Genomic DNA, 24,175 nt, shown 5'->3' on the forward strand with positions numbered 1-24,175 from the left:
GGCCTGAACCCATGCTCCCCGTGATCACCAGCCTGCTCGACACCGACCTCTACAAGTTCACAATGTGGCAGGCCATGCTGCACCGGCACCCGAGCACGCAGGCCGAATACCGCTTCGTCTGCCGCAACGTACCGGCCTATCCGCTGGCCGAGCTGGCCCGCGAAGTGGGCGAGCAACTGGACGCGCTGTGCCAGCTGCGCTTCGCGCCCGAAGAGCTGGCCTATCTGCGCGGCCTGCGCTTCATGAAGTCGGATTTCATCGACTTCCTGCGCATCTTCCAGTTCCAGCGCGCGTTCATCGAGGTCCGCACCGAAGGCGACACGCTGCACATCGTCGCCCGCGGCCCGCAGGTGCACGTGATGGGTTTCGAGATCTTCGTGCTGGCCATCGTCAACGCGCTGTATTTCCGCCGCTTCGACGCCGAAGCCGCGCTGGCCGAAGGCCGCCAGCGGCTGCAGGCCAAGATCGCCGCGGTGAAGGCCTTTGGCGCGGAGCCAGCCGGCACCAACCCCTTCGAGTTCTTTGACTTCGGCGTGCGACGCCGCTACTCCGGCGCCTGGCAGCGCGAGGTCGTCAGCGCCTTCCAGCGCGAGCTGCCGCAATGGTTCAAGGGCACGTCCAATGTGATGCTGGCGCGCGAGTTGGGCCTGGTGCCCATCGGCACCATGGCCCACGAATACCTGCAGACCTACCAGGCCCACGAGGTGCGGCTGAAGCACTTCCAGCGCGCCGCGCTGGAAGACTGGGTGCAGGAGTACCGCGGCGACCTGGGCATCGCGCTGACCGACGTGGTCGGCATGGACGCCTTCCTGGCCGACTTCGACCTGTATTTCGCCAAGCTCTTCGACGGCCTGCGCCACGACTCGGGCGACCCCGTCGCCTGGGGCGAGAAGGCCCTGGCCCACTACGCGAAGCTGCGCATCGACGCGCACACCAAGCGCCTGGTCTTCTCCGACGGCCTGGACATGCCGACCGCGTTTGCGCTCTACCGGCATTTCGCGGACCGCACGCAGCTGGGCTTTGGCATCGGCACGCACCTGACCAACGACGTGGGCCTCACGCCAATCAACATCGTGATGAAGCTGACCGCGGCCAACGGCCAGCCGGTGGCCAAGCTGTCGGACTCACCGGGCAAGACGCTGTGCGACGACGAGACCTTCCTCGCCTACCTGCGCCAGGTCTTCCACATCACGCCCGAGGTGCGCGGATGATGCTCACGCTCACGCTGGCCCAGCTGAACCCGACGCTGGGCGACATCGAAGGCAACGTCGCCGCGATGCGCCGCGCCGCCCGCCAGGCCCGGGACGAAGGTGCGCAGCTGGTGGTCTTCCCCGAGCTGTCGCTCACCGGCTATTTCCCCGGCGACCTGCTGGCCGAGCCGGCCTTCCTGCAGCAGGTGGCCGACGGCCTCGAAGCGCTGCGCCAGGCCTCGCGCGAGTTGCCGCAGTTGGCCTGGGTCATTGGGGCACCTGTTCCACGGTCTGGCACTGGCAAGCCTTTGCACAACCAGCTGCTGGTGCTGCGCAACGGCGAGGTGCTGCTGCGCTATGCCAAGCAATTGCTGCCGACCTACGGCATCTTCGACGACAGGCGCCACTTCGAGCCCGGGCCGGACGCCGCGCCGGTGCTGCACGTGGGCGACGCACGCGTCGGTTTCCTGATCTGCGAAGACGGCTGGAACGACGAGGGCCAGGCCTACGCGGTCAACCCGTTTGCCCGCATGCGCGAGGCGGCGCCGGACCTGGTGGTGGCCATCAATGCCAGCCCCTCGGACCTGGGGCAACGCCAGCGCCGCCACGCCGTGGTCGCCGCCGCGGCGCAGCGCCACGGCCTGCCGCTGGTCTATGTGAACCAGGTCGGCGGACATGACGAGCTGGTCTACGACGGCGCTTCGTTTTGCGCCGAGCCGCAGCGCGGCGTCTGTTTCGAGGCCCGCCGTTTCGCCGAGGACCTCTGCACGCTCGGCTTCGACCAGGGCCGTTTCTGCGCGGCCGATGGCGGCGCGCTGCCACCCGTTGCCGAGGCTCTCTCCGCGCCCGCCTTCCACCGCGCGCAAATCGTGCTCGGCCTGCGGGACTACGCGCGCCGCTGCGGCTTCCGCCAGGCCATCGTCGGCGCGTCCGGCGGCATCGACAGTGCCGTCACGCTGGCGCTCGCCGCCGAAGCGCTGGGACAGGAGAACGTGCTGGCGATCACGATGCCATCGCGGCATTCATCCACCGGTTCGGTGGCCGATTCGGCCACGCTGTGCGCGAACCTGGGCCTGAAGCTGCTCACGCATCCCATTCAAGCAACCGTGGACCAGCACGCCGCGCAGTTCGAGGCCAGCACAGGCCAGCCCTTGCAAGGCCTGGCGCTGGAGAACCTGCAAGCGCGCATCCGCGGCACGGTGCTGATGGCGCACTCGAACCAGTTCGGCCAGCTGCTGCTGACGACCGGCAACAAGTCCGAGATCGCCGTTGGCTACTGCACGCTGTATGGCGACACCAACGGCGGCCTGGGCCTGATCGGCGACCTCTACAAGACCGAAGTCTTCGCGCTGGCGCGGCACCTCAACGAAGCCGCCGGCCGCGCGCTGATCCCGCAGGCCATCATCGACAAACCGCCCTCTGCCGAACTCGCGCCCGGCCAGCAGGACAGCGACAGCCTGCCGCCCTACCCGCTGCTGGACAAGGTCCTGAAGCTGATGATCGAAGGCGAGCGGCTCGCGCCTGAAGAACACGCACGGGCCAGTGCCGTGGTCGCCTCGATGCTGCAGCAGCCCGAAGGCCAGACACTGGTCGCCCGCATCCGCCGCATGGTCTGGCGCAACGAGTACAAGCGCCGCCAGGCACCGCCCATCATCCGCCTGCGCGCCCAGGCTTTTGGGAGCGGCCACCGCATGCCCATCGCCGCTCATCATCCTGATTGACCTCATGCGAACCCAACCCGAATCCCCCGCCGCCACACACGACGCCGCGCTCTTCATCGGCCGCTTCCAGCCGCTGCACAACGGCCACCTCGCGCTGCTGCGCCAGGCGCTGGCCACCGCGCCGCAAGTCATCGTCGTGCTCGGCTCCAGCTTCCAGGCGCGCACGCCCAAGAACCCATTCACCTGGGAGGAGCGCGCCGAGCTGATCCGCCTGGCGGTGGGCGAGGCGGATGCCGCGCGCATCCAGTTCCTGCCGCTGCGCGACTTCTATGACGAGACGCGCTGGGTCGCCGCAGTCAAGGCCGGTGTGGCCAGGCTGCTGGCAACCGCAGAGGACCGCAAGTCACCGTCCATCGCACTGATCGGCCACTTCAAGGACGCCACCAGCAGCTACCTGCGCCGCTTCGAGCCCTGGCAGCTGATTGCCGCCGAGCGCGCGCCCGGCACGCCGGACGCCAAGCAGGTGCGCGACGCCTTCTTCGCCAGCGCCGACAGCGCCAGCGACGCCGACCGGAACGCCGCACTCGGCGCGCTCACCGCCGTGCTGCCCGCCAGCACGCTGGCCTTCCTGCGCAGCTGGACGGCGTTGCCGTTTTTCGCCGCGTTGGCCGGCGAATGGACCGCGCTGAAGCGCTACCACGAGGCCTGGTCCAAGGCCCCGTACCCGCCGGTCTTCGTCACGGTGGACGCCGTGGTCCAGTGCGCTGACCACGTGCTGCTGATCCGCCGCGCCCACCCGCCCGGCGTCGGCCTGCTGGCCGTGCCCGGCGGCTTCATCGAACAACGCGAAACCGCCTATCAGTCCACGCTGCGCGAACTCACCGAAGAGACGCACCTGCACCTGCTGGACACCACGATGCAGCAAGCCCTGAAAGCCAGCGCCGTCTTCGACCACCCCGACCGCAGCCAGCGCGGCCGCACGATCACCCACGCCCACCACTTCGACCTCGGCGACCGAGAGCTGCCCGAAGTCTGCGCCGACGATGACGCCCAATCCGTCGCCTGGGTCCCCATCGCCGACCTCATCTCAATGGAAGACCAGTTCCACGACGACCACTTCCACATGCTGGATCACTTCCTGGGGTTGACCGACGCGGACCAAGCCTAGAAGCGCAACGGCACGCAGGCCTGCCCCCGCCCCACCCAAGACGCCATCCCCCGGAACCCAACGCCGCCGGGCCAGGAGGCCAGCGTCATCCGGGATGTGGAATGATGGCGCCGATTCCAATCCAAACACATCAGCAGCAAAGAGGGAGAAGTCGGATGTTGGTCAGCAATCTGGAAATGGCGCCAGGGCACCGTGTGGTCGCCCACCTGGGGCTGGCGCAGGGCAGCACGGTGCGGGCCAAGCACGCGGGCCGGGACCTGATGGCGGGGCTGAAGAACATCGTGGGCGGGGAGCTGAAGGGTTACACCGAGCTGATGCAGGAAGCGCGGGAAGAGGCCATCAAGCGCATGACCGACGAAGCCCGAAGCATGGGCGCCAACGCGGTGCTGAACGTGCGCTTCGTCACCACCGCCATCACCACCGGCGCGGCCGAGATCCTGGCCTACGGCTCGGCGGTGAAGATCGAACGGATCTGAGCCCATGCCGCTCGACCTCATCCTCAACCTGGGGCTGCCGATCGTGCTGATCGTGATCGGCTACCTCGTTGGCAGGGCGCTGGAGCAACGCCACTATGCGTCGATCCGGGAACGCGAGCGCGCGCTGCAAGGCGTGATCGCGCTGAACACGCGCTTCGTGCCGGTAGGCGTCAAGGCCCATGGCTCGCAGCTTGTGAGCGGTGGCGTGGTCGTTTCGTCCGACCATTTCAAGACCTTCGTGGCCGGCTTTCGCAACCTGGTGGGTGGGCGCATGCGCGGCTACGAGTCGCTGCTGAAACGCGGGCGGCGCGAAGCCTTGCTGCGCATGAAGCAGCAAGCCCGTGACGCCGGTTGCACGCTGGTCATTGGCGTGCGCTTCCACACCACGCGCGTGGCCGGCAAGCAGACCCCGGCGATGGAAGTGATGGCCTACGGCACGGCGCTGGACACGCGCGCCGAGTGAGCTGCCGATGACCGAGTCTTCGGAACCACCGCGCCCTGCCGGCCCCACGCTGGAGAACCGGCTGCCCGCCGAAGGCATCAACAGCAGCGCCGAGCACCCGCTGCGCGAGTTCGCCTGGGTGGTCGGCGCCAGCCTCGCCGCGCTGGTGCTGGTGGTGCTGCTGCTGGGCTGGGCCTCGCGCTGGCTGGCGCCGCATGTGCCGTTTTTGGCCGAGCTGGCCTTGGCAGACCGCTTGCCCGAGCCACCCGAAAAAGACACTGGCCGGGCCGCACGCTCCGCCGCGCTGCAAGCCTTGGCCGAGCGGGTGGCAAGGCAGATGGGCCTGCCGGCGGGCATGCCGCTGCAGGTGCGCAGCGACGCCAGCGAGCTGGTCAACGCCTATGCCACGTTGGGCGGCCGGATCCGCGTGCACGAGGGGCTGCTGCGGCAGTTGCGCAGCGAAGACGAGCTGGCCGCGCTGCTGGCCCACGAGATCGCCCATGTGCAGCACCGCCACGTGGCGGCCAACCTGGGCCAGGGCTTGTCGATGGCCTTGCTGCTGAGCCTGCTGTCATCCGACGCCGGCGCCCGTGCCGTGCAGGCCATGCTGGGCCAGACGGCCGGCGTGGTGATGCTGGGCTACAACCGCGAGCAGGAGGCGCAGGCCGATGCCGACGCGCTGAAGGCCGTGGCCGGGCTGTACGGGCACACCGCAGGCGTGAAGGCTTTGTTCGACCGGCTGCATGACAGCGCCGAGGCCGATGCCGCGCCGCTGACCCTGCTGCGCAGCCATCCGTTGACCGACGCCAGGCTGCAGGCCGTGCAAGCCGGCTCACTGGCCGCCGGCTGGGCCACCCACGGCCCGCTGACGCCGCTGCCGGCCGTGCTGGTGCTGCCCGCCAAGCCCTGAGAAGCCAAGGCCTCTCAGCCTCTCAGCCCGGGCGCCGCGCGAGCAAGCCATCCATGCCTTGGAAAACAGCGGCGTCTTGAACGATGTCGACACGGCCAGGCTTCGGCTCGCGCCGGATCCAGGCTCAGCGCAGCTGGTAGTTGGCGTCCGGCACGGGCAGCGGCGGGTGGGCTTCGCCCAGCATCTCGCGCAGGCTGCCTTCGATGCCGGCGGCCATCGCGTCCAGCGCCAGGTCATTGGGCATCAGGCCAAAAGGCTGCTCGATCTCGTCGCTCAGCGCCTCCAGCGCGAAGAAGGTGTACGAGACGAAGGCCACCACCAGCGGCGTCATCCAGCCGATGGTGTCGACCAGGCCAAACGGCAGCAGCATGCAGTAGCCGTACACGCTGCGGTGCAGGATCACCGAGTAGGTGAAAGGCAGCGGCGTGTTGGCAATGCGCTCGCAGCCGCCGAGTGCTGCCATCAGCTGGTCCAGCGACTGCTCCATGCGCTCGGCCAGCTGCGGACCCAGGCGGTCCTGCACGCGCCACTCGCGCATCAGCCCGCCCAGCCACAGCGCGATGGCCACCGGCACGCAACGCCGCTGCGTGACCTGCGCCAGGACCTCCGCCGGCAGCAGCCCGGCCAGACCGGTTTCCGGTGCCTGGTCGCGCAGCTGGTTGCGCGTGGCGGCCGAGAACGCCGCCAGGCCGAGCACGAAGGGTCGCACCTCGGTGCCGGGCGCCGTCAGCGTGAGGGCCTGGCGCGCCAGGTTGCGTGAGTCCACCAGCAGCGCGCCCCACAGCTTGCGGCCTTCCCAGTAGCGGTCGTAGCTGGCGTTGATGCGAAAGCCCAGGAAGATGGCCAGCGACACGCCCATCAGCGAAAACGGGCTGGCCGTCAGCGTCACCTTCCAGTGGAACAGCTGGCCGTGTGCCAGCACCACCAGGCAGGCCAGGCCGACGGTGAAGAGCTGCTGCGGCAGGATGAGCCGCAGCAGCGAGCCGCGCCGCACGAACAAGAGGCGCAGCCAGTGCGGCCGGGGGCGGACGATCATCGCTTCAGGCTTGCGCCCCCATGTTGCCGCTGCGCAGTTAGCGCACATGCCAGGCCAGCGCCTCCTCCAGCAGGTGCGGCATGTGCTTGCCGGGCGGGCCGGCCAGCGCGCGTGACAACCACCTGCACGTCGTGCTCGGTGTGGTCCACGTGCGGCGTCATCGGCACGATGCAGGAGATGCTGCCGCCCTTGGCAGTGGAAGGCGTGGGTGGAATTGGTGTTGCCATGGAGGTCGGCCTCGATGATGCCATTCATCGCGATCACGTCCGGCCGCCGCGGCGTTCCGGGCCTGGCTCATCGCAGCAGCCCGGCCAGCGCCACATGCTGCAGCAGCATGATGGTCTTGCCGTCCTGGATGCGGCCGTCGGCCATCGCCTGCAGCGCATCGGCCAGCGGCCATTCCTGCACCTCGATGTCCTCGCCTTCGGCCACGTCACCGCCGCCGTTGGAGATGCGGTCGGCGTCCTCGTATTCGGCGACGAAAAAGTGCAGCTTCTCGGTCACCGAGCCCGGGCTCATGTAGGCCTCGAAGACCTTGCGCGGCGCGCGCACCGCAAAGCCGGTTTCCTCCTGCGCCTCGCGGCGGATGCAGGCTTCGGCGTCCTCGCCGTCCAGCAGGCCGGCGCAAGCCTCGACCAGCAGGCCGTCGGCGCAGCCGTTCACATAGGCCGGGAAGCGGAACTGGCGCGTGAGCACCACGGTGCCGCGCTCGGCGTTGAACAGCAGCAGCGCCGCGCCGTTGCCGCGGTCATAGGTCTCGCGGTTCAGCAGCTGGGTGCTGCCGTCGCGCCGGCGGTATTCGAAGCTGGTTTTCTTCAGCACGAACCAGTCGTCGGCCAGCACGCGCTGTTCGACGATGCGGACCTGCGCGCTGTCGGGCGGGCGGCTGGTGGCGGAGAGCATCGGGTTCATTCGGGCCTTTCTCGATTCGTGCAATTTCGTTCAGTATCATGCAAACATCCGAATGCTCGCAAGCCCCTGCAGAATCCCGCCCACATGCTCACCACGCACCGCAAGCAGCTGCTGCTGGCCCGCCTCGCGGCCGACGGCCATCTGGTCGCCAAGGACCTGGCAGCCGAGCTCGGCACCTCGGAAGACACCATCCGCCGCGACCTGCGCGAGCTGGCCCAGGCCGGCCAGCTGCAGCGGGTGCACGGCGGCGCGCTGCCGGCCTCGCCCGCGATGGGCGACCTGCAGGCGCGCGCCGCGCTGTCGCCGGACGACAAGGTGGCGCTGGGCAAGGCCGGCGCCGCGCTGATCCAGCCCGGCCAGCTGGTGATCCTCGACGGCGGCACCACCGCGCTGCAGCTCGCCCGCCACCTGCCGCCCACGCTGCGCGCCACCCTCGTCACGCACAGCCCGGCCGTGGCGCTGGAAGCCGCGAAGCAGCCGCTGGTGGATATCCTGATGCTGGGCGGCAGGCTGTTCCGCCACTCGGGCGTGAACGTGGGCGCCACGGTGATCGAGGCCGCGTCCCGGCTGCGGGCCGACCTCTATTTCATGGGCGTGACCGGCGTGCACCCCGAGACCGGCCTGAGCACCGGCGATGACGAGGAAGCCGCCGTCAAGCGCGCACTGCATGCCCGCGCGGCCGAAACCGTGGTGCTGGCCTCCAGCGAAAAGCTGATGGCCGCATCACCGTTCCTGGTCGCGCCGCTGGCCGACATCAGCCAGCTGCTGGTGCCGGCCAACACGCCGGCGCGCGTGCTCAAGGCGCTCGCTGCCAGTGGCGTGTCGATCAAAAAGGTGGCTTGATCGAGAACCGCCAGCGGCCTGGGCGGCGAACAACAGTTCAGCGCCCGTAGGTCGCCTCCAGCGTGGCGCTGCCCAGCCGGTTGGCCTGGATCATGTAGCCGACCATGGCGGAAGACGCGTCGGCCGGCAGCGCCAGCCTGGGCACGCCCAGTGCGTGCACGGTGAAGATGTACCAGCCGGAACCGGTGGGCGCGTCCGGGTCATAGACGGTGACGGCAAAGCTCTGCGTGCCGGCCGGCGCGCCGCGCCAGTTCAGTGCGGGCGAGCGGTTGCCACCGTCGCAGCCCTCAAACGCCTGGGCTTCGGCCACGGTGATGGCGGGGCGAAGGTGAGTTGATGGGGATGTTTCACGGCACCGCGCCAGTTCGTTTGCAATGCCTGCATGGTCCCCGCGCAGGGGCTTGGCGCGTTAGCCGCCCTGCGTCATTCGTTGCGCGCTTTGCGTCATGCCGGCGCGCAGCACCGAAGGCACGAAGCCCCAGCGTTCCTGGAAGTTGGCCGAGAAACGGCTGTGCGACTCCCAGCCGCAGCGTTGCGCAATCTCGCCGATCGGCAGCTTGGTGGTCTGCAGCAGGCCCAGCGCGGTTTCCAGCCGCACCTCGCGCACCAGCGCCGCAAGAGAAGGGTCGCCTTCGGCTTCGCTGAGGCGGCGGCGCAGCGTCGAAGCGCTCATGTGAAAGGCCGAGGCCACCGCTTCCACGCTCCAGTCGGCATGCGGGCGCTGCGCCACCAGCCGGCGCACCCGCTCGTCCCAGCCCAGTTCGTCGACCGCGCTGAAATGATGGCCGCGCTCGGCCAGCAGCAGCAGGACCTCCAGCAGCCGGTGCCGCTGCACCGCGACCGACACCGCCTTGGCCTGCAGGAACGAGGCTGCGCGCTGCATCGCCTCCCGCAGCTCCTCGTCCACCACCAGCAGTTGCGCGGCCGGCACCGCAGCGCCGGCCGGCGTGGCCTGGGCCTGGTGCTCGCGCACCAGCTCGTCGCCGAAGAACAGCGCCAGCGATTCGTAGCGGCCATGTCCCGCGGGGTCGTTGATCACGTCCCAATGCGTGCCGCGCGCCACCAGCATGCCGTCGCCGCGCTCGGCCACCACGCTCTCGGCGCCGGCCGCCAGCAGCGTCTTGCGACCCTGCTTGACGACGACCACCGCGTCGTCGCGCATGGTCAAGGTGCTCACGCGGTGGCAGGCCACGGCTGTCACGTGGGCGCACTGCCCGGGGCTGGGCTTGGGCGCGGCGGAGGCGCCGCCACGCGGTTTGGCGTTGATCATCGGGCGAGTTTAGGCCGGCCCAAACCCAAGGCCTCGCCCACCGAAGCCACCCGGCCGCAACCGGCCTTACTTCGGCTGCGGCGTCGTGCGCAGGTAGGGCTTGATGGTCTTGAAGCCTGGGAAGGCTTTCTCGGCGTCTTCGTTCGAGACGGCCGGCGTGATGATCACGTCGTCGCCATGCTGCCAGTTCACCGGCGTGGCGACCTTGTGCTTTGCGGTGAGCTGCATCGAGTCCAGCACGCGCAGGATCTCGTCGAAGTTGCGGCCCGTCGTCATCGGGTAGGTCAGCATCAGCTTGATCTTCTTGTCCGGGCCGATGATGAAGACCGAACGCACGGTGGCGTTGTTGGCCGCGGTGCGGCCGTCGGCGCCCACTTCGTCGGCCGGCAGCATGTTGTAGAGCTTGGCCACCGCCAGGTCACTGTCGCCAATCATCGGGTACTTGACCGCGGCACCCTGGGTTTCCTCGATGTCCTTGGCCCATTCGCCATGGCGGTCCACCGTGTCGGCGCTCAGGCCGATCAGCTTGGCGTTGCGCTTGGTGAATTCCGGCTCGATCTTGGCCATGTAGCCCAGCTCGGTGGTGCAGACCGGCGTGAAGTCCTTGGGGTGCGAAAACAGGATGGCCCAGCTGTCGCCGATCCACTGGTGGAAGTCGATGACGCCCTGGGTCGTCAGCGCGCTGAAGTTGGGGGCGGTGTCGTTGATGCGAAGAGACATGGCAAGCTCCTGATGGGTTGTGCGAGGAGGCCAGTGTCCGGACTGCGCGCCGCGATGTCTGTGAGGAAGGTTACAGAGGCGTTCGGGAGCATCCGCAGCCTTCAGGATGTCGAGAGCTGGCGCAGCGCGTTGGTGTCCAGCACGTCGATCTGCTGCCGGCCCAGTTCCACCCAGCCCTGCTCGGCGAAGTTCTTCAGCACGCGGCTGACGATCTCGCGCAGGCTGCCCAGGTCGTCGGCCAGCGCCTGGTGCGTGATGTGGATGGGGCTGGGCCGCGCGGCCAGCCAGGCCGCCAGGCGCTGGTCCAGCTTCTGGAAGGCCACGGCCGAGACCAGCTGCAGCAAGTCTGAGATGCGCTCGGAGTAGCGGCTGAACACGTACTCGCGGAAGGCCTCGCTGGCCGAGAACAGCAGCTTGAAGGTGGCCGGCGGCAGCACCACCAGCTCGGCCGGCTGCAGCACCGTGCAACGCGCCCGGTAGGCCGAGCGGCCCAGCAGGCAGCTGCTGGTGAGGATGCAGGCCTCGCCCGGCGTCACGTCGTAGAGGTGCAGCTCGCGCCCATTGGGTGCCGCCTTCACCACCCTCGCGCTGCCCGAGAGCAGCAGCGCAAAGCCCATGCAGGGCTGGTTCTCGTCGAACATCATCGCGCCGGCCGGCACGCTCATGCGCGTGGCGCTGGCCATCAGCACGTCCAGCATGTCGCTGGAGGTTTCGCGCAACACGGGGTACTGCTGCAACACCAGTTCGTGGGTGATCGAGTCAATCATGGTGGCCGCTCCTGGGGTCGGTCAGGTCAGTGTTGAAAAGCTGGGCAGCCGTGGACGCACCGACGACGAGTCATGCGCTGCAGCCGCGCTGTCGCGCGGCCGGCCATGTTAATGAAGCCGCCAGCAGCCCGCGAGGCAAGGCGTGCGCTGCCGCAAAGCCGCACCAGGTCAGCGCGCCGCCTCGCACCAGTTGCCAACAATGTCACACCTGACCGGACCACGCCGGCCAGCGTGCATAAGTCACAGTGGGCCGCAGGCCGCCCCCGTCAAGAATCGACCCGAACCACACGCAGTCTTTGGGAAAGGTCGCTTGGCATGGGCCGGAGAAAAGGCAAGCAATCCAGCGCGGCAAACGCCTGGGTCGAACTCATTTCGTTGATGCCCTGGTGGGCCGGCGTGGCCGCTGCGCTGGGCTTCTACCTCGTGCTGCACACGCTGGCGCAGCCCGGCCCTGCAGCCGCCGCCCCGCTCAGGCCGGGCGACATCGGCCATGTGGTCACGGGCACTTTGTGGCGAACGCTGGCCATGGTCGGCCAATACCTGCTGCCGTTCCTGTGCCTCATCGGGGCAGCCGCCTCAGCCTGGCGCCAACGCGAACGCCGCCAGCTCGTCAGCCTGGTCACCACCAGCAAAGCCGCCAGTGCGCTAGACGGCATGAGCTGGCAGCAGTTCGAACGCCTGGTCGGCGAAGCCTTCCGCCTGCAAGGCTTCAACGTGCAGGAAACCGGCCGCGGCGGCCCGGACGGCGGCGTGGACCTGGTGCTGCGCCGCAGCGGCGAGAAGCACCTGGTGCAGTGCAAGCAATGGAAAGCCTACAAGGTCGGCGTGGACGTGGTGCGCGAGCTCTACGGCGTGATGGCCGCCCAGGGCGCCGCCGGCGGCTTCGTCGTCACGTCCGGCCACTTCAGCCGCGAGGCGGAGGCATTTGCCGAAGGGCGGAATGTTCGGCTGGTCGACGGGCTGCAGCTGCAAGGCTTGATTCGGCAGGTGGAGCGGGCGCGGAAGGAGGCATGTGCGGGGCGTGGGGCGCCGGGTGCTCGCGGCCTCGCATCGCCGACGCCTCAATCGCAGCCGCAACAGTTGCCTGCCACACCGCCCTGCCCCGTCTGCACAAAGCCGATGCTCAGGCGCACCGCGCGCAAGGGGGTGAATGCGGGGCGGGAGTTTTGGGGGTGTGAAGCCTACCCGGCTTGCAAGGGCGTGCGCAGCGTCTGAGGAAGCTGTTTAGTTCGTCAACCGCTGGGCGCGACTCAGCAGGTTTTCGCCGAAGGACGATCATCCTTCGGCAGCACCATAATTTGGACAAAACACAGAGGGAGTTTCTGCATGGCAATCAGCAATCCGTACACCGCGCCACAGGCCGAGGTGGCCGACGTCGACAACGCCTATCACGGTGCCTTCCAGGAGATGAAGATTTGGGCGTGGCGTGGTCGCTTGGGGCGGCTGCGTTTTCTGGCGTATGGCGCAGTGGCGTATTTGATCTACATGGTGCTGACCGTCGCCTTCACGATACCGGCGGCCATGTTCCGTACCAACGCTGCCACCATGCTGCTTGGTTTCCTCATCATGCTGATGATGATTCCGTATTTTGTGTTTTCCGCATTGGTCCTGATCCGGCGTTCGCACGACATGGGCTGGTCCGGCTGGATGTCGCTGCTGGCGATCATCCCGCTGGTGGGACTGATCTGGATCTTCAAGGCTGGCAGCCCTGGTGCGAACGCCTATGGCGCGCCGCCGCCGCCGAACACCACCGGCGTCAAGGTTGCGGCGTTCGGCATCTTCGGGGTGGTGATCCTGATCGGCATCTTGGCTGCCATCGCGCTGCCGGCGTACCAGCAATACGTTCAGCGAGCCCAGGCGGCAAGGCAAGTGCAGTCCAAGTAACGAATTCGGCAAGACGCCCGAAGTCCAGTTTCAATTTCAGGATTCCATGAACAAGTTGTTGTCGCTCCGCGGTCTTTCTCGCAATCTGTTTTTCGTGTTTTTGCAGCTCGCGTGTCTGGCCGGGTTTTCTCCGGCACACGCCGAGTCAAGCGACCCGTATGAAGTGAAGGCCTCGCTGGGGTTTGCAGAGGGTCTCGATCAGTACCTCATGGTCTACAGCAGCAACGAGGCGACGAGTGGCCCGAACATCTATGGCCGGGCGCTGAGGTCGGACGGCTCGCCAGTGGGGCGCGATTTCCGCTTGTCCACGCAGACGGGCAAGATGACCAAGCCGGTGCTGGCCTATGGCGCCAGGACGGAGCGGTTCTTGATCGTGTGGGGCCGCAAGTCCTATGACGGGAGCAAGGCGGAAATCGTCGGGCTGAGCGCGAAGCCCAACGGTGCAGTCGGCCACGAGGAATTCCACATTTCCGTTTCGGACCTGTACGACCAACGGCCGGCAGTCGCCTATTGCCCTGGCCGTGATAGCTTCCTGGTCACCTGGTCACGAGGACCCAAATACGACTACGAGAACGGAAGCTCCGACGTTTACGGGCAGTTCGTCGCAGGCGACGGCAGCAGCCTGCAAGGCAGCAACTTCCTGATTGCGTCCGATTCGAAGAACCAGTTCAAGCAGGACGTCGACTGCGATCTGGTCAACGACCGTTTCCTGGTCGTCTGGGAAGATCAGCGCCAAACTGCGACCAAGGGTGACATCTACGGCCAGCTCATCTCGTCCGACGGCGGCATGCTGGGAAAGAACTTCCTCATTGCCGGCACCGGGAACAACGAGCGCCGGCCAGTGCTCGCGGCGAACAGCACGGACGGCACGCACCTCGTGGTGTGGGAAACCGAGATGGCAGACGGCACGACGCGCCTGTTCAGCCACACGATCGATCCGAATGGTGGCTTGCTGCGCGGGCCGACGCCCATCGGCCCGGAACTGGGCGGAGACCGGGGACGGGCTTCGGTTGCCTACCTGAAGCCGCAGGACGTGTTCCTCGTGGCCTTCGACAATTCCGCCATCGGCGATGTGTCCGACGGCGTCTATGGCCAGTTCGTGAACAGCAGTGGCAAGCTGCGTCAAACCGCCTTCCCGTTGACGACGGCAAAACTGGCGCAGTACCGGCCGGACGTTGCTGCCGCCAAGAACACATTCCTGGTCGTCTGGACCGACTATCGAAGCACCGACAAGGACCCGGGCAAACACAATGTCTACGAGTACTACGGCCGCGTCATCGGCAGCGACATGGCATTGTCGTCACGCTGGAAGAATCCGGAGAGCAGGTAACTCCGGCATTGCCACCGCAACGCCACGGTGATGGCCCGTGCTGCCTTGCGCAAGCCCTTTCAGGAGGTTGGTTCATGCCCCAGGCTTCACTCGTTCGTCGGTTCGCGTTCCTTGTTGCCCCGGTCTTGCCGACGCTGGTCTGCGCAGCTTCGGCTGCGCCTGAAGATCCTGCGCGCCACGCGGGCGAGATCGTGGTCAGCGCTGGCGTGGCGACAGCCAGCGATGGCTCGACCATGCCTTACGAGATTGGCACGCTGCACGTGCCGGAGAACCGCGACAAGCCCGACTCACGGCTGATCGCCATCGGCTTCGCGCGGGTGAAGGCCGTGAGGCCGACGCAGGCGCCGCCCATCTTCCTGCTGGCGGGCGGGCCGGGCATCACGATGCTGGACATCGTGCTGGACCATGATGACGCGGCGAAGCGGCGAGTGAAGGCCTGGCAGGCCTATGCGGAGGTGGCCGATCTGGTGGTGATCGAGCAGCGCGGCTACACGCTGCGCGGCGAGTTGATGAACCTGCGCACGCCGCCGGAGCCGCTAGACCAGCCCTCGACCATCGAGCGGGACATCGAAGGCACGCGGGCGCTGGCCCGCGGTGCGCAAGCGGCTTTTCCGCAGGCCGACCTTTCGGGCTACAGCATCACGCAGATGGCCGATGACGTGAACGACCTGCGCCGGGCACTGGGCTACCAGCAGATCAGCCTGGTGGCGGCCAGCTTCGGCTCGCAGTGGGCCTTTGCGGTGATGAAGCGGCACCCGAGCCTGGCGGCGCGCGCGCTGATCTCTGCCGCCGAGCCTCTGGACCACGGTTATGACATGCCTTCTCAGGTGTTCGCCGCCATGCAGCGCATCGCGCTGGAGGCCGACGAAGACCCGGCCCTGAAGCCTTACCTGCCGCGAGGCGGCTTGATCGCCGCCATCCAGGCAACGCTGGCACAGCGCTTTGCACCGGGGCAGACGGTGGTGGTGAACGTGAGCACCGAAGGCGGCAAGCCACAAGCCATCACGCTGGGCCGGGGCGACTACCAACAGGCGCTGGTGAACCGCGCGGGCGATGCCAGCGGCTTCCCGGAGTTCGTCATCTCGGCCTTCCACGGTCGGCACGAAGGGTGGGCGCGCGAGGCCCTGGCGTGGCGGCAGGCCGGCGAGCGCTCGCTCATCAATCCGCTGATCAACATCGGGCTGGACATGAGCACCGAGCGCAAGCACCTGCTGTGGAGCGACCCGGCCCTGCCCATCATCGGCGCCTGGAATTTCGCGGCCTACCTGGCCACCAAGGGCGAATGGGCCACACCGGACCCTGGGGACGCCTTCCGCCACCCGGTGCTGGACACCACGCCCGTGCTCTTCGTACAAGGAGATTGGGACGTTTCCACCCCGATCGAGAACACGCTGGCGATGGGCCCCTTTTTCCCCAACAGCCGCACGGTGATCGTGCACCGCGCGCAGCACAACGGCACCTTCGCGCTACTGCGCAGCCGGCCGGAGATGGCGGCCAAGGTTCAGGCGTTCCTTCGCACAGGTGAGACACAAGCCCTGCCGGCCGAAATCACCCTGGACCCGGTGCGCTTTGTGAAGCCAAGCTTCACAGCACCGGGCACGCTGCCGGGTTGACCGAGTGGGTTTTTGCCCATATCAGCCACGCCTTGCGTGAAGGCGCGATGCGCCGGCATGTCACTGCCGTGCCCGGGGCCTTGCGCATCGAAGGCGGCTCAGCTCGGCTTGCGTGCCGCTCGCGCCGCGCGTCGGCGTTCCATCCACGCTTCCCGCTTCAGGCCCAGCACCGCGGCAAGGAGCGGGAAGGTCAGGCAGCCCGAGACGATGCCGCCGACCAGGTTCGCGTAGGTCCAGTTGAAGGCCGGGTCGGCTTCGGTCGGCCGGCCGGCTTGCGACGCGACCGCGGTCACCAGCACCGCGTTGTCGGCGACCGGCAAGCCATTGCGCTCGAAGACGGGCAGCGTCGCGGCGGGAACTGCGCCGTTGACACGCACCAACACGGTGGCGCTGGTGACGTCTGTGGCGCCGGAGTTGCGCTGAAAGTCGTAGAGCTGCTGGGTGCTGTCGAATTGCGCGACGAAGTGCACCGGGTCGCCCTGGTGCCAGTCGACGGCGGCCACCGGCACGAAGATCGCCTGGACCGCGCCGCCGCTTTTGGTGGAGTGGCGCGTCAACGCGTGATCCCACAGCAGCCCCCCTTGAAGCGCAAGGTGGCTGCCGCTCTCCGGGTGCACCGGCGCCACGCCGCGGCTCAGTTGCAACGGGGCGTACGTGCTCACCACGTCGGCCCGGCGCAAGTGCCAGTCCCAGCCGTACCAGGCGAAGACGCATAGCCAGGTCAACGCCATGCAGGCGGCCCACACCGTCAAGCCCACGCGCCATCCCGAGGGCGCTGGTTTCGGCGCGATGGGCGCGGCGGCGGGAGCAGCAGGAAATGCCGCGGGCGCGACGGCGATCCGGACCGGAGCAGGCACCGCAGGCGGCGCGGCCTGGCCACTGCGGCCGCGCCAGAGGTTCTGGAAGAAGGTCAGCACCTGCAGCACGCCCAGGACGACGAGGCAGATCCCCAGCAGCAGGACGATGGCGCTGATGGCGCGCGAATAGCTGCCGTCACGGCTCGCCTGCGCGGCGTTGAGCCAGCCGATGGGCCCGGTCTCACCGAAGGTGGCGTAGCCCGAGAAGGCCAGGACCGCGACCACCAGCAACATGACGATGAATCCACGCATCTCGAATCCTCTGTTCGGTGAATCGAAGGACGCGGCCCGCCGCTGGCGGAAGGTCCTTGATTCAACGTACGGATTCGCGTGGGCAAACCAGACAAGCGCTGCGCGAGCACCCCATCCTGAGAGCGCTCGCAAAAGCACCCTCAACCGTTCGCCCTGAGCCTGTCGAAGGGTCCGTCGCTGCGCGGCAGGAACGGTCGTTGAGTTAGGCAAGAAGGCTTCGACAGGCTCAGCCCGAACGGGAGCTTGCCTCAGCTCGAAAAGGAGGTCCTCAGTCCATGCGGGTGCAGCGGTCCAACAGTTCCAGTTCGGAGCTGCCGATGTCCCTGTCTGCCAGGACGGTCAATGCCACGATGCGGGCTGCCGCCTGCGGGCTGTCAGGGCGATAGAAGCGCATGTTGTTCATCCGGGGGTGAGAGGGCATGACGCTCAGTCGAAGAAGTCGCTGAGCCACGACTTCCTTCGGGCGGGGCTGCGGCCTCGGCCATGCGAATGGTCCGAGTCGACGAATCGCGGCTGTCTCTCGTGGTCGACCCCGGCGCTTCTGGCAGGTGCCGCGTGGACCGAACGCTCGATCAGTTTGTCGAGCTCGCCTCGATCGAGCCAGACGCCCCGGCAGTGGGGGCAATGATCGATCTCGATGCCTTGGCGGTCGCTCATCAGCAGCGTGGATTCAGGACAGACAGGGCACTTCATGCTTTCTCCTTCACGGTTTCGTGGCGTCGTTCACAGCTTCTCAGCCGTGCTGCTCTTCAGCGGGGTTCAACGTAATGGCGCGTGGGCGCAGCGCCCGCTTGTCATTGCCGCGTCGCCACTGGCGCACGAGAAAGCGCAAGGCGCGCGACAAGGCGTTGTCCAGGGCGGTACGCCAGTCATGCGCTACGGATGCCACCACCACGGTGCCGGCGACCCCGCTCCTGATTTCGACCTGGCAGCGCTTGTCGATGCCGCCGCGCGGGCCGTTCACATCCGACAACTGCACGATGGCTTTTGGTGCCAGCCAGCCGAGGCGACGGAACACGAATCGCGCACGGCGTTGCGCCACATCCCGCAGTTCGTCGGCTTGCGGGTCACGGGATTTGAATAAAACCTGCATCACAGCGCTCCTTTGGTTCAGGTGTGAACCGAAGATAGGGCGCATTGCCATCCAGAAAAAGCAGCAAATCAGTGACACGAAGATCGGAAAAACCGAACCTGGCGCCGTCAGCCGCGCGCGCTGTCCAGCAACTGCATGACAAGCGGGTGGTGTTGGCCGCGACGCGACCGGATCGCGTGGATCTCCTCGGACACGCCAGGAGAGTGGCCAAGCAAGCGCAAGCCGTGCATCAGGGCCAGGTCCGAGGCGCCGAGCTGGCTGACCGGAAACACACCCAGCCCGCGGGCTGCAAAGACGGCCATCAGTGCGCTGTCTTCGAATTCGCCCACGATCCGGGGCCGCAGGCCCTCGGTTTCAAACCAGCGATCCAGGCTGAACCGCAGCGCCGAGTGGCTGGTGGGCAAGAGCACCGGCAGCCGGCCGAGTGACTTCGGAAACTCGGCCACTTCGGCTTTTCGAACCAGCGCGACAGGCCCGTACCAGGCCACCGGCGATTGCACGAGGCGTTCGCTCGTCAAGCGCAAGTTCGAGCTGTTGGGGGCGGACTGGCCGGCCAGCACCAGATCCAGGTGGTGCATCGCCAGTTCGGCCAGCAACTGCTTCACCTCCCCTTCGTGGCAGACCAGCCGCAGCGACGGCGTGGCCAGGATCGGCGCGAGCATCGCATGCGCCGCCAGCTTGGAGATGCCGTCCGAGAAGCCGACGGACAGGCGCACCACCTTGTGATTGGCCGCCTCACGCACTTCTTCGGCAATCGCTTGCCCGATCTGGAAGACCGCCTCGGCGCGCGCGAAGGCGACCTCGCCCGCCTCGGTCAAAGCGACGCCTCGCCCGGCGGGCTTGAGCAGTTGATGGCCCAGCGCCTTCTCCAGTTCGCGCACCTGGGCGCTGATGGTCTGCACTGCCATTTCAAGCCGCTCCGCGGCGCGGGCGAAACCGCCTTCTTTGGTGACGACCCAGAAGTAGTACAGATGGCGGAAATTCAGCATGCAGACCTCACTTCGTTAAAGCCGCACCCGAGTGCACTTCAACGCTGTTTTTTCAAATCACAAGAACACCGAATGTCGCCCCTCTTTTGCACCGCCACTGCCATGGCCATGGACACTCTGCTCCAGTTCCCTGCCCTCGACCTCCTGCCTGCCGGCGCGCGCAGCCGATGTCGACATGTCGCGCGCCTGGGCGCAATGGGACCTTGCGGTTAAGCTCCCACTCCCTGGGACCCGTGCGCCGTTCGTGTGTCCTGCATGCGCCTTCAGATCGCCCCAACCTTGGCCCCCACCGAACCCGCCGCATCGCCTGTGGCAGCACCATTGCGCTTCGGCCCGGCGGAGCGCTTCGAACTGCAGCCCGCAGAGCGCCGCCTGCTCGTCGACGGCGAGCCCGTCGCGCTCGGCAGGCGCGCGCTCGACCTGCTGGTGGTGCTGGCCGCACAGCCCGACCACCTGCTGACGAAGAACGAGCTGCTCGATCGCGTCTGGCCCGGCCTGGTGGTCGAAGAGGCGAATCTGCAGATGCAGATCAGCAAGCTGCGCAAGGTGCTGGGCGGCGAGATCATCGCCACGGTGCCGGGGCGCGGCTATCGCTTCACGGCCGCAGTCCGCAACGCGGACGCGGCCACTGCGCCGGCCCCATCACCGGCATCGCCGCCGCCAACCCTCGCCGCGGCCATTCGCCTGATCGGTCGGGATGAGGATTTGGCCCGCGTCGAAGCCTTGCTGCTGCGAGGCGGCGGCTGCGTCACGCTGGTCGGCAGTTCGGGCGTGGGCAAGACGAGTCTGGCACGCGCAGCTGCGGCGCGCTCGCCCAGGCGCATCGCGTGGGTTGACCTCGCAGCCCTGACGAAGGGCGGCCAGGTGGCGGACGCGGTGGCGCGCGCCCTGGAACTGCAGCTGAGCGGCAGCGACGAAGGCGCTGCGCAGCTGGTGGCCGCTTTGCAGGGCCAGGCGCTGCTGCTGGTGCTGGACAACGCCGAGCATCTGGTCCAGACCTGCGCCGAGCTGGCCACGCTGCTGCGCCCGCTGGGCGACACCTTGCTGCTCGTGACAAGCCAGGTGCCGCTGGCTGTGGCCGGCGAACAGGTACTTCGGCTCGAGCCGTTGGCATTGCCCGGGCCTGAGAGCAGCATCGCCGGTCCCGGGCAGGATGCGCTGGCGCTGCTGGTCGAACGCATCGTCGCTGCAGATCACCGTTTTGTCGCCACGCCGGCACAGCTGCCCTTGTTGCGCGCCATCTGCACCCAGCTCGATGGCCTGCCGCTCGCACTCGAGATGGTGGCCGCGCGCGTGCCGCTGCTCGGCCTGCAAGGTGTGCACGATGCGTTGGCCGAGCGCTTCGCCTTGCTGACGCGCGGGCACCGCGACGCGGCGCCGCGCCACCGCACGCTGCACAACGCGCTTGAGTGGAGCTACCGCCTGCTCGGCACCGCCGAGCAGCGGCTGTTTCGCGCGCTGGGCGTGTTTGCGGGCGGTTTCACGCTCGAACTCGCGGTGGCGCTGATGACCGACGACGGCGGCGCACGTTGGGACGTCATCGACGGCCTGGCCGCGCTGGCCGACCGTTCGCTGGTCGTCGTCGGCAACGAAGATCCGCCGCGCTACCGCCTGCTCGAAACGATGCGGGCCTTCGCGCTCGAGCAGCTCGCGCAGTCGACAGCGCCAGTGGACGAAGAAGGCACGGCACGGCGGCGCCACGCCGGCGCGTTGCAGGCCCTCTTTGCAGGCTACACGCCGGGCGACACCACGGCCAGAGCGAGGTGCGTCGCCGAGATGGTGAACGCGCGGGAGGCCATCGCCTGGGCAAGCGAACATGATCTGGGCACGGCGGCGCAGTTGACAACCAGCGTCACCTCCATCACCACCTTCACGGCCTGGCGCCACGAGTCAGGCAACTGGTTGCTGGCACTGGAGAGCCTGATGGAACAGGCGGCGGGCCTGGCGCTGCCTGCGCCCGTGCAGGCCGCCTGGTGGACCGAGCGTGCGCGGGTCGGTTCGATCCGCCGCGATACCAGTGCGCTGGCCGCTGCGCGGCGTGCGGTGGCGCTGTGGTCCCCCTTGCAGCAGCCGCGGCAGTCGCTGATCGCCAAGCTCATCTTTGTGCGAAGCATCTCGCGGGCAGGCCCCGAACTCGAGCAGGCCTGCGCCGATCTGCGGGCCCAGGCGGCAGCGATACCCGACCTGCCGCTGCGCCAGCGCTTTTTGGTGCAAGGCGCGTTGACCCGTGCCGCAGGCATCCGCCACGACATGGCCGCCCTGCTGGCCGGGCGCGAAGCCGAAGCGACGCTCGCGCGGCAGCTTGGTGACCAGGACGCGGTCGACGCTGCTGAGTCGGACATGCTCAATGCGCTGTGTGGCCTGGCGCGGCACGCCGAGGCCGTGCAGCGCGGCCATGTTCTGCTGGCACGTGTCGATGCTGACGGCAGCGGCCGCAACGGCAACCTGCCGTGGGTGATCAGTCCACTGCTCGTGGCGCTGCTGGCCCTGAACCAGCTCGACGAGGCGCGGGCCTTGCTGCCGCGCGCCTTCGCCGCCGGCCACCGCTTCGCCACCCCCGCGATGTGGCCGCAGTTCTGCTCGCTGGCCGTGGCCGAGCAGCGGTGGCCGGCGGCGGCACAACTGCTGGGCTACACGCGGCAGTGTTACGACGTCCGCGGCATGCAGTTCGAGCCCGGCGAAGAGGGCAGCATGCAACGCGCCGAGGCCAGCGCAGCAGCGGCGCTGGGTCCGGAGCAGTTGCAGGCGTGGATGCGGCATGGCCGCACGCTCGACGACGTGGCCGCCGAAGCGCTGGCTGCCGGCGCGATGCCGTAGCCCCGGCCGCTTGCCACCCGTCACAGCGGCCGCTGCACGACCATCTGCAGCGCCAGACCCAGCAGCACAAGCCCGCTCACGCGAAACAGCCACACCAGCGACTGCGGGTGCGCACGCAGCCACTGGGTGAGCGACGCGGCACCCCACCCCAGCGGTGCCTTGACCAGCCACGCGAGCACGGCGAACACGAGCCCGAGCACGAACAGCGACAACCCGGCGTGGCTGGCACCCGGCGCCACGAACTGCGGCAGGAACGCGAGGTAGAAGACGATGATCTTCGGGTTGCACAGGTTGGACAGCGCGCCGTCAAAGAACATCTGCGCCAGCCTCTTCGGCGTCGCACCGGCCATGGCGAGCGGCGCTTGGGGCGCGCGCAGCAACTGCAGGCCCAAGTAGGCCAGGTAGGCCGCGCCGGCGAACTGGAGCGCAAGGTACAGCGGCTCCGAGGCACGGACCAGCGCACCAAGCCCCAGTGCAGCAACGACGGTGTGGACGATGAGCGCTGAACACACCCCCGTGGCCGTGGCCAGGCCCGCCGCCGCGCCCTGGGTGATGGAACGCGACATGACGAGGATCATGTCCTGCCCCGGCGTGACGATGAGCACCAGCGATGTGGCGACGAAGAGCAGCCAATTGACTTCGATCATGAGAAGCGCCTCTTGCGGTGGTGACGTCAGAACGTCAGCGCACTGCCGTCGGCAGAGTGCGCGAGCACCGAGGGCATGCCCTGCAGGCGAACCCCGGGCAGCCGGGCGAGCGGCTGGGCCGAGCCCCCGGCCGGCAGGCTGCGCGCACCATCGCAAGGCGGGCACAGGCCGATCTGCCCACCCGCCTCGACGAACGATTCGATCAAGTCAGCGAGTGCGGGAAAGCCGCTCATGCGCACGCCGTCCGCGCGGCCTTCATAGCCCCAGTGCGCGCCGTCGCCGGCCAGGAAGACGAGCGTGGGCTGCTCCATCGAGGCCGCGGTGAATGCGGCCGTGAAAGCCAGCGTGGCGCGCATGCCGCCGTCATCGGCACCGGTGACAAGGATCACCGTGCAGTGGCGGCGTTCGAGCACGCGGTACATGGGCGGGACCGGCGTCGTGACGACGGGTGAGGTGGCGACTTGCATGTTCAGGCGTCCTTGGTTGGTGCCTGCACTGTCGGCCGCCGACCCCGGAGCCGTCCTCAACCGGCCCCAAAACTTCCCCAAATTCCGCCGTACGCCGAGCCTAGGCACGGCACCAACGCCGTCACCTCCGCGCTGACCCGGCGGCGGGATGTGTGCGCAGCACCCCGAACTCCGCGCAGCCGCTGGCCTTCCTGCTGAGCGAGCAGCCGCAATGGGACCTCACCGTGCACGGCCCCGACATGGCCGCGCTGCGCACGCCGTGTTCAGCGAAAGGCTGTTCGCGTAGTACGGAGGCTGGTCAGCATCTACTGCATGGCGAGCGGCTTGACGAATGCGCGGGGCCGGCCCATGGCGTGGGCTACTGGCTGAGGACCGAAAGCCAATGCCGGCTTTTCGGCCCTTTGTCGACGCCAAACGGCCTACTGCGCTTGGGTCTGCAACTCCGCCCACCGTGCCTCTGCGATCAGGAATCTGCGGTCGCCGAGACGGTTCCAGACCGCCGATCGCTCGTGCTCATCCACAGCCTGCCGCCAATCGTCGGGGTCGGAAAGCAGATCCGCCCAGATGTCGCGCACAGATGACGAAAGGCGATACGTGAAGCCGAACAGTTCGGGGATTTTCCAGTAGCGCGCTGGCGCCGCTGTCGCAACGGGGTCATAGAAGGAGAGCACCAACTCCAGGGCCTGGGCCAACCTCCTGGCTTCATCGCCATCCTGGCAGTCCGCGTAGATCCTCAAAAAGGCTTGATTCACTGTGTCGCTGGTTTGAGTCATGACCCCGCGATCTTGCCCAACGGCAGCCGCATGCAACTGCCCGCCCCCCGGGCCAACC

26 protein-coding genes and 1 pseudogene are annotated in these 24,175 nt (G+C 67.9%); 12 read left to right on the forward strand and 15 right to left on the reverse strand.

All coding sequences use genetic code 11. The features are described from left to right. Nucleotides 1-11: 11 nt before the first annotated feature. From pncB to ACAH41_RS05595, 6 genes are all read left to right on the forward strand, one after another. Nucleotides 12-1,211 carry a nicotinate phosphoribosyltransferase gene (pncB, locus tag ACAH41_RS05570; protein WP_325653669.1) on the forward strand — a complete coding sequence of 400 codons (1,200 nt, stop codon included), beginning with the start codon at nt 12-14 and terminating at the stop codon, nt 1,209-1,211. Continuing rightward, the gene (locus ACAH41_RS05575) at nt 1,211-2,911 is read left to right on the forward strand and encodes an NAD+ synthase (RefSeq protein WP_325653748.1); all 1,701 of its coding nucleotides are present in this window, start codon (nt 1,211-1,213) and stop codon (nt 2,909-2,911) included. The genes pncB and ACAH41_RS05575 overlap by 1 nt, the downstream gene beginning before the upstream one ends. A gap of 4 nt (nt 2,912-2,915) precedes the next feature. Further along, entirely contained in the window at nt 2,916-4,019 is a 1,104-nt protein-coding gene (locus ACAH41_RS05580) for a bifunctional nicotinamide-nucleotide adenylyltransferase/Nudix hydroxylase (RefSeq protein ID WP_325653667.1), read from the forward strand. A 155-nt stretch (nt 4,020-4,174) separates the two neighbouring features. After that, the gene (locus tag ACAH41_RS05585; RefSeq protein ID WP_325653665.1) at nt 4,175-4,495 is read left to right on the forward strand and encodes a YbjQ family protein; all 321 of its coding nucleotides are present in this window, start codon (nt 4,175-4,177) and stop codon (nt 4,493-4,495) included. 4 nt (nt 4,496-4,499) lie between these two features. Further along, the gene (locus ACAH41_RS05590) at nt 4,500-4,958 is read left to right on the forward strand and encodes a heavy metal-binding domain-containing protein (RefSeq protein ID WP_325653663.1); all 459 of its coding nucleotides are present in this window, start codon (nt 4,500-4,502) and stop codon (nt 4,956-4,958) included. Nucleotides 4,959-4,965: 7 nt separating this feature from the next. Beyond that, nucleotides 4,966-5,847, forward strand: coding sequence for a M48 family metallopeptidase (locus ACAH41_RS05595; protein ID WP_325653662.1), 882 nt, complete (start codon nt 4,966-4,968; stop codon nt 5,845-5,847). 124 nt (nt 5,848-5,971) lie between these two features. On the opposite strand, the gene ACAH41_RS05600 is transcribed toward ACAH41_RS05595, so the two are convergent. The 3 genes and pseudogenes from ACAH41_RS05600 to ACAH41_RS05610 form a co-directional block, all read right to left on the reverse strand. Next, nucleotides 5,972-6,883: a bestrophin family ion channel gene (locus ACAH41_RS05600; RefSeq protein ID WP_325653661.1), complete on the reverse strand. Its 912-nt coding sequence runs from the start codon at nt 6,881-6,883 to the stop codon at nt 5,972-5,974. A 37-nt stretch (nt 6,884-6,920) separates the two neighbouring features. After that, nucleotides 6,921-7,171 (reverse strand): annotated as a pseudogene (locus ACAH41_RS05605) (acetyl-CoA hydrolase/transferase C-terminal domain-containing protein); the annotation flags it as partial. A gap of 6 nt (nt 7,172-7,177) precedes the next feature. Then, nucleotides 7,178-7,786: an NUDIX domain-containing protein gene (locus ACAH41_RS05610; protein ID WP_325653746.1), complete on the reverse strand. Its 609-nt coding sequence runs from the start codon at nt 7,784-7,786 to the stop codon at nt 7,178-7,180. Between the two features lie 93 nt (nt 7,787-7,879). On the opposite strand from ACAH41_RS05610, the gene ACAH41_RS05615 reads away from it, so the two are divergent. Beyond that, nucleotides 7,880-8,638 (forward strand): DeoR/GlpR family DNA-binding transcription regulator, encoded by a 759-nt coding sequence (locus tag ACAH41_RS05615; protein ID WP_325653660.1) that lies wholly within the window; start codon nt 7,880-7,882, stop codon nt 8,636-8,638. 37 nt (nt 8,639-8,675) lie between these two features. Here the strand turns inward: ACAH41_RS05615 and ACAH41_RS05620 are convergent, their stop codons facing one another. The 4 genes from ACAH41_RS05620 to ACAH41_RS05635 all read right to left on the reverse strand — a co-directional run bounded on the left by ACAH41_RS05620 (nt 8,676) and on the right by ACAH41_RS05635 (nt 11,395). After that, the gene (locus ACAH41_RS05620) at nt 8,676-8,948 is read right to left on the reverse strand and encodes a hypothetical protein (RefSeq protein WP_325653658.1); all 273 of its coding nucleotides are present in this window, start codon (nt 8,946-8,948) and stop codon (nt 8,676-8,678) included. A gap of 99 nt (nt 8,949-9,047) precedes the next feature. Next, nucleotides 9,048-9,908 (reverse strand): helix-turn-helix transcriptional regulator, encoded by an 861-nt coding sequence (locus ACAH41_RS05625; RefSeq protein WP_325653656.1) that lies wholly within the window; start codon nt 9,906-9,908, stop codon nt 9,048-9,050. A gap of 66 nt (nt 9,909-9,974) precedes the next feature. Beyond that, entirely contained in the window at nt 9,975-10,628 is a 654-nt protein-coding gene (locus tag ACAH41_RS05630; protein WP_325653654.1) for a peroxiredoxin, read from the reverse strand. A 101-nt stretch (nt 10,629-10,729) separates the two neighbouring features. Continuing rightward, nucleotides 10,730-11,395: a Crp/Fnr family transcriptional regulator gene (locus tag ACAH41_RS05635; protein ID WP_325653652.1), complete on the reverse strand. Its 666-nt coding sequence runs from the start codon at nt 11,393-11,395 to the stop codon at nt 10,730-10,732. 315 nt (nt 11,396-11,710) lie between these two features. On the opposite strand from ACAH41_RS05635, the gene ACAH41_RS05640 reads away from it, so the two are divergent. From ACAH41_RS05640 to ACAH41_RS05655, 4 genes are all read left to right on the forward strand, one after another. Next, complete coding sequence (locus ACAH41_RS05640) at nt 11,711-12,610, forward strand: restriction endonuclease (RefSeq protein ID WP_325653651.1); 900 nt, start codon at nt 11,711-11,713, stop codon at nt 12,608-12,610. A gap of 111 nt (nt 12,611-12,721) precedes the next feature. Beyond that, a complete protein-coding gene (locus ACAH41_RS05645) occupies nt 12,722-13,279 on the forward strand; it encodes a DUF805 domain-containing protein (protein WP_325653649.1) in 558 nt (185 codons plus the stop codon). 46 nt (nt 13,280-13,325) lie between these two features. Further along, nucleotides 13,326-14,609 carry a hypothetical protein gene (locus tag ACAH41_RS05650; RefSeq protein ID WP_325653647.1) on the forward strand — a complete coding sequence of 428 codons (1,284 nt, stop codon included), beginning with the start codon at nt 13,326-13,328 and terminating at the stop codon, nt 14,607-14,609. A gap of 74 nt (nt 14,610-14,683) precedes the next feature. Then, complete coding sequence (locus tag ACAH41_RS05655) at nt 14,684-16,222, forward strand: alpha/beta hydrolase (protein ID WP_325653646.1); 1,539 nt, start codon at nt 14,684-14,686, stop codon at nt 16,220-16,222. Nucleotides 16,223-16,320: 98 nt separating this feature from the next. Here ACAH41_RS05655 and ACAH41_RS05660 read toward each other — a convergent pair whose 3' ends face one another. From ACAH41_RS05660 to ACAH41_RS05680, 5 genes are all read right to left on the reverse strand, one after another. Then, nucleotides 16,321-17,331 carry a hypothetical protein gene (locus tag ACAH41_RS05660; RefSeq protein WP_325653645.1) on the reverse strand — a complete coding sequence of 337 codons (1,011 nt, stop codon included), beginning with the start codon at nt 17,329-17,331 and terminating at the stop codon, nt 16,321-16,323. Nucleotides 17,332-17,599: 268 nt separating this feature from the next. After that, nucleotides 17,600-17,752 carry a hypothetical protein gene (locus ACAH41_RS05665; protein ID WP_325653643.1) on the reverse strand — a complete coding sequence of 51 codons (153 nt, stop codon included), beginning with the start codon at nt 17,750-17,752 and terminating at the stop codon, nt 17,600-17,602. Between the two features lie 5 nt (nt 17,753-17,757). Next, complete coding sequence (locus tag ACAH41_RS05670) at nt 17,758-18,024, reverse strand: zf-TFIIB domain-containing protein (RefSeq protein ID WP_325653641.1); 267 nt, start codon at nt 18,022-18,024, stop codon at nt 17,758-17,760. A 40-nt stretch (nt 18,025-18,064) separates the two neighbouring features. Then, entirely contained in the window at nt 18,065-18,424 is a 360-nt protein-coding gene (locus ACAH41_RS05675) for an HPF/RaiA family ribosome-associated protein (protein WP_325653639.1), read from the reverse strand. Between the two features lie 107 nt (nt 18,425-18,531). Further along, nucleotides 18,532-19,413, reverse strand: coding sequence for a LysR family transcriptional regulator (locus ACAH41_RS05680; RefSeq protein ID WP_325653637.1), 882 nt, complete (start codon nt 19,411-19,413; stop codon nt 18,532-18,534). Between the two features lie 279 nt (nt 19,414-19,692). Here ACAH41_RS05680 and ACAH41_RS05685 point away from each other — a divergent pair, with 279 nt between their 5' ends. After that, the gene (locus ACAH41_RS05685; protein WP_325653635.1) at nt 19,693-22,230 is read left to right on the forward strand and encodes a winged helix-turn-helix domain-containing protein; all 2,538 of its coding nucleotides are present in this window, start codon (nt 19,693-19,695) and stop codon (nt 22,228-22,230) included. A gap of 20 nt (nt 22,231-22,250) precedes the next feature. On the opposite strand, the gene ACAH41_RS05690 is transcribed toward ACAH41_RS05685, so the two are convergent. The 3 genes from ACAH41_RS05690 to ACAH41_RS05700 form a co-directional block, all read right to left on the reverse strand. Further along, the gene (locus ACAH41_RS05690; RefSeq protein ID WP_325653633.1) at nt 22,251-22,877 is read right to left on the reverse strand and encodes a LysE family translocator; all 627 of its coding nucleotides are present in this window, start codon (nt 22,875-22,877) and stop codon (nt 22,251-22,253) included. Between the two features lie 26 nt (nt 22,878-22,903). Further along, nucleotides 22,904-23,344 carry a DsrE family protein gene (locus tag ACAH41_RS05695; protein WP_325653631.1) on the reverse strand — a complete coding sequence of 147 codons (441 nt, stop codon included), beginning with the start codon at nt 23,342-23,344 and terminating at the stop codon, nt 22,904-22,906. Between the two features lie 419 nt (nt 23,345-23,763). Further along, on the reverse strand, nt 23,764-24,117 hold the full coding sequence (locus tag ACAH41_RS05700; protein ID WP_325653630.1) for a hypothetical protein: 354 nt from the start codon (nt 24,115-24,117) through the stop codon (nt 23,764-23,766). Nucleotides 24,118-24,175 lie beyond the last annotated feature (58 nt).

The organism is Ideonella sp. (assembly GCF_041287625.1).
Taxonomy (GTDB): Bacteria; Pseudomonadota; Gammaproteobacteria; order Burkholderiales; family Burkholderiaceae_C; genus Ideonella.

What these genes read in the sequence shown, in the direction of transcription:
- pncB (WP_325653669.1), top strand. Translation starts at nt 12, where the DNA reads ATGCTCCCCGTGATCACCAGCCTGCTCGACACCGACCTCTACAAGTTC.
- ACAH41_RS05575 (WP_325653748.1), top strand. Translation starts at nt 1,211, where the DNA reads ATGCTCACGCTCACGCTGGCCCAGCTGAACCCGACGCTGGGCGACATC.
- ACAH41_RS05580 (WP_325653667.1), top strand. Translation starts at nt 2,916, where the DNA reads ATGCGAACCCAACCCGAATCCCCCGCCGCCACACACGACGCCGCGCTC.
- ACAH41_RS05585 (WP_325653665.1), top strand. Translation starts at nt 4,175, where the DNA reads ATGTTGGTCAGCAATCTGGAAATGGCGCCAGGGCACCGTGTGGTCGCC.
- ACAH41_RS05590 (WP_325653663.1), top strand. Translation starts at nt 4,500, where the DNA reads ATGCCGCTCGACCTCATCCTCAACCTGGGGCTGCCGATCGTGCTGATC.
- ACAH41_RS05595 (WP_325653662.1), top strand. Translation starts at nt 4,966, where the DNA reads ATGACCGAGTCTTCGGAACCACCGCGCCCTGCCGGCCCCACGCTGGAG.
- ACAH41_RS05600 (WP_325653661.1), bottom strand. Translation starts at nt 6,883, where the DNA reads ATGATCGTCCGCCCCCGGCCGCACTGGCTGCGCCTCTTGTTCGTGCGG.
- ACAH41_RS05610 (WP_325653746.1), bottom strand. Translation starts at nt 7,786, where the DNA reads ATGCTCTCCGCCACCAGCCGCCCGCCCGACAGCGCGCAGGTCCGCATC.
- ACAH41_RS05615 (WP_325653660.1), top strand. Translation starts at nt 7,880, where the DNA reads ATGCTCACCACGCACCGCAAGCAGCTGCTGCTGGCCCGCCTCGCGGCC.
- ACAH41_RS05625 (WP_325653656.1), bottom strand. Translation starts at nt 9,908, where the DNA reads ATGATCAACGCCAAACCGCGTGGCGGCGCCTCCGCCGCGCCCAAGCCC.
- ACAH41_RS05630 (WP_325653654.1), bottom strand. Translation starts at nt 10,628, where the DNA reads ATGTCTCTTCGCATCAACGACACCGCCCCCAACTTCAGCGCGCTGACG.
- ACAH41_RS05635 (WP_325653652.1), bottom strand. Translation starts at nt 11,395, where the DNA reads ATGATTGACTCGATCACCCACGAACTGGTGTTGCAGCAGTACCCCGTG.
- ACAH41_RS05640 (WP_325653651.1), top strand. Translation starts at nt 11,711, where the DNA reads ATGGGCCGGAGAAAAGGCAAGCAATCCAGCGCGGCAAACGCCTGGGTC.
- ACAH41_RS05645 (WP_325653649.1), top strand. Translation starts at nt 12,722, where the DNA reads ATGGCAATCAGCAATCCGTACACCGCGCCACAGGCCGAGGTGGCCGAC.
- ACAH41_RS05650 (WP_325653647.1), top strand. Translation starts at nt 13,326, where the DNA reads ATGAACAAGTTGTTGTCGCTCCGCGGTCTTTCTCGCAATCTGTTTTTC.
- ACAH41_RS05655 (WP_325653646.1), top strand. Translation starts at nt 14,684, where the DNA reads ATGCCCCAGGCTTCACTCGTTCGTCGGTTCGCGTTCCTTGTTGCCCCG.
- ACAH41_RS05660 (WP_325653645.1), bottom strand. Translation starts at nt 17,331, where the DNA reads ATGCGTGGATTCATCGTCATGTTGCTGGTGGTCGCGGTCCTGGCCTTC.
- ACAH41_RS05665 (WP_325653643.1), bottom strand. Translation starts at nt 17,752, where the DNA reads ATGCCCTCTCACCCCCGGATGAACAACATGCGCTTCTATCGCCCTGAC.
- ACAH41_RS05670 (WP_325653641.1), bottom strand. Translation starts at nt 18,024, where the DNA reads ATGAAGTGCCCTGTCTGTCCTGAATCCACGCTGCTGATGAGCGACCGC.
- ACAH41_RS05675 (WP_325653639.1), bottom strand. Translation starts at nt 18,424, where the DNA reads ATGCAGGTTTTATTCAAATCCCGTGACCCGCAAGCCGACGAACTGCGG.
- ACAH41_RS05680 (WP_325653637.1), bottom strand. Translation starts at nt 19,413, where the DNA reads ATGCTGAATTTCCGCCATCTGTACTACTTCTGGGTCGTCACCAAAGAA.
- ACAH41_RS05690 (WP_325653633.1), bottom strand. Translation starts at nt 22,877, where the DNA reads ATGATCGAAGTCAATTGGCTGCTCTTCGTCGCCACATCGCTGGTGCTC.
- ACAH41_RS05695 (WP_325653631.1), bottom strand. Translation starts at nt 23,344, where the DNA reads ATGCAAGTCGCCACCTCACCCGTCGTCACGACGCCGGTCCCGCCCATG.
- ACAH41_RS05700 (WP_325653630.1), bottom strand. Translation starts at nt 24,117, where the DNA reads ATGACTCAAACCAGCGACACAGTGAATCAAGCCTTTTTGAGGATCTAC.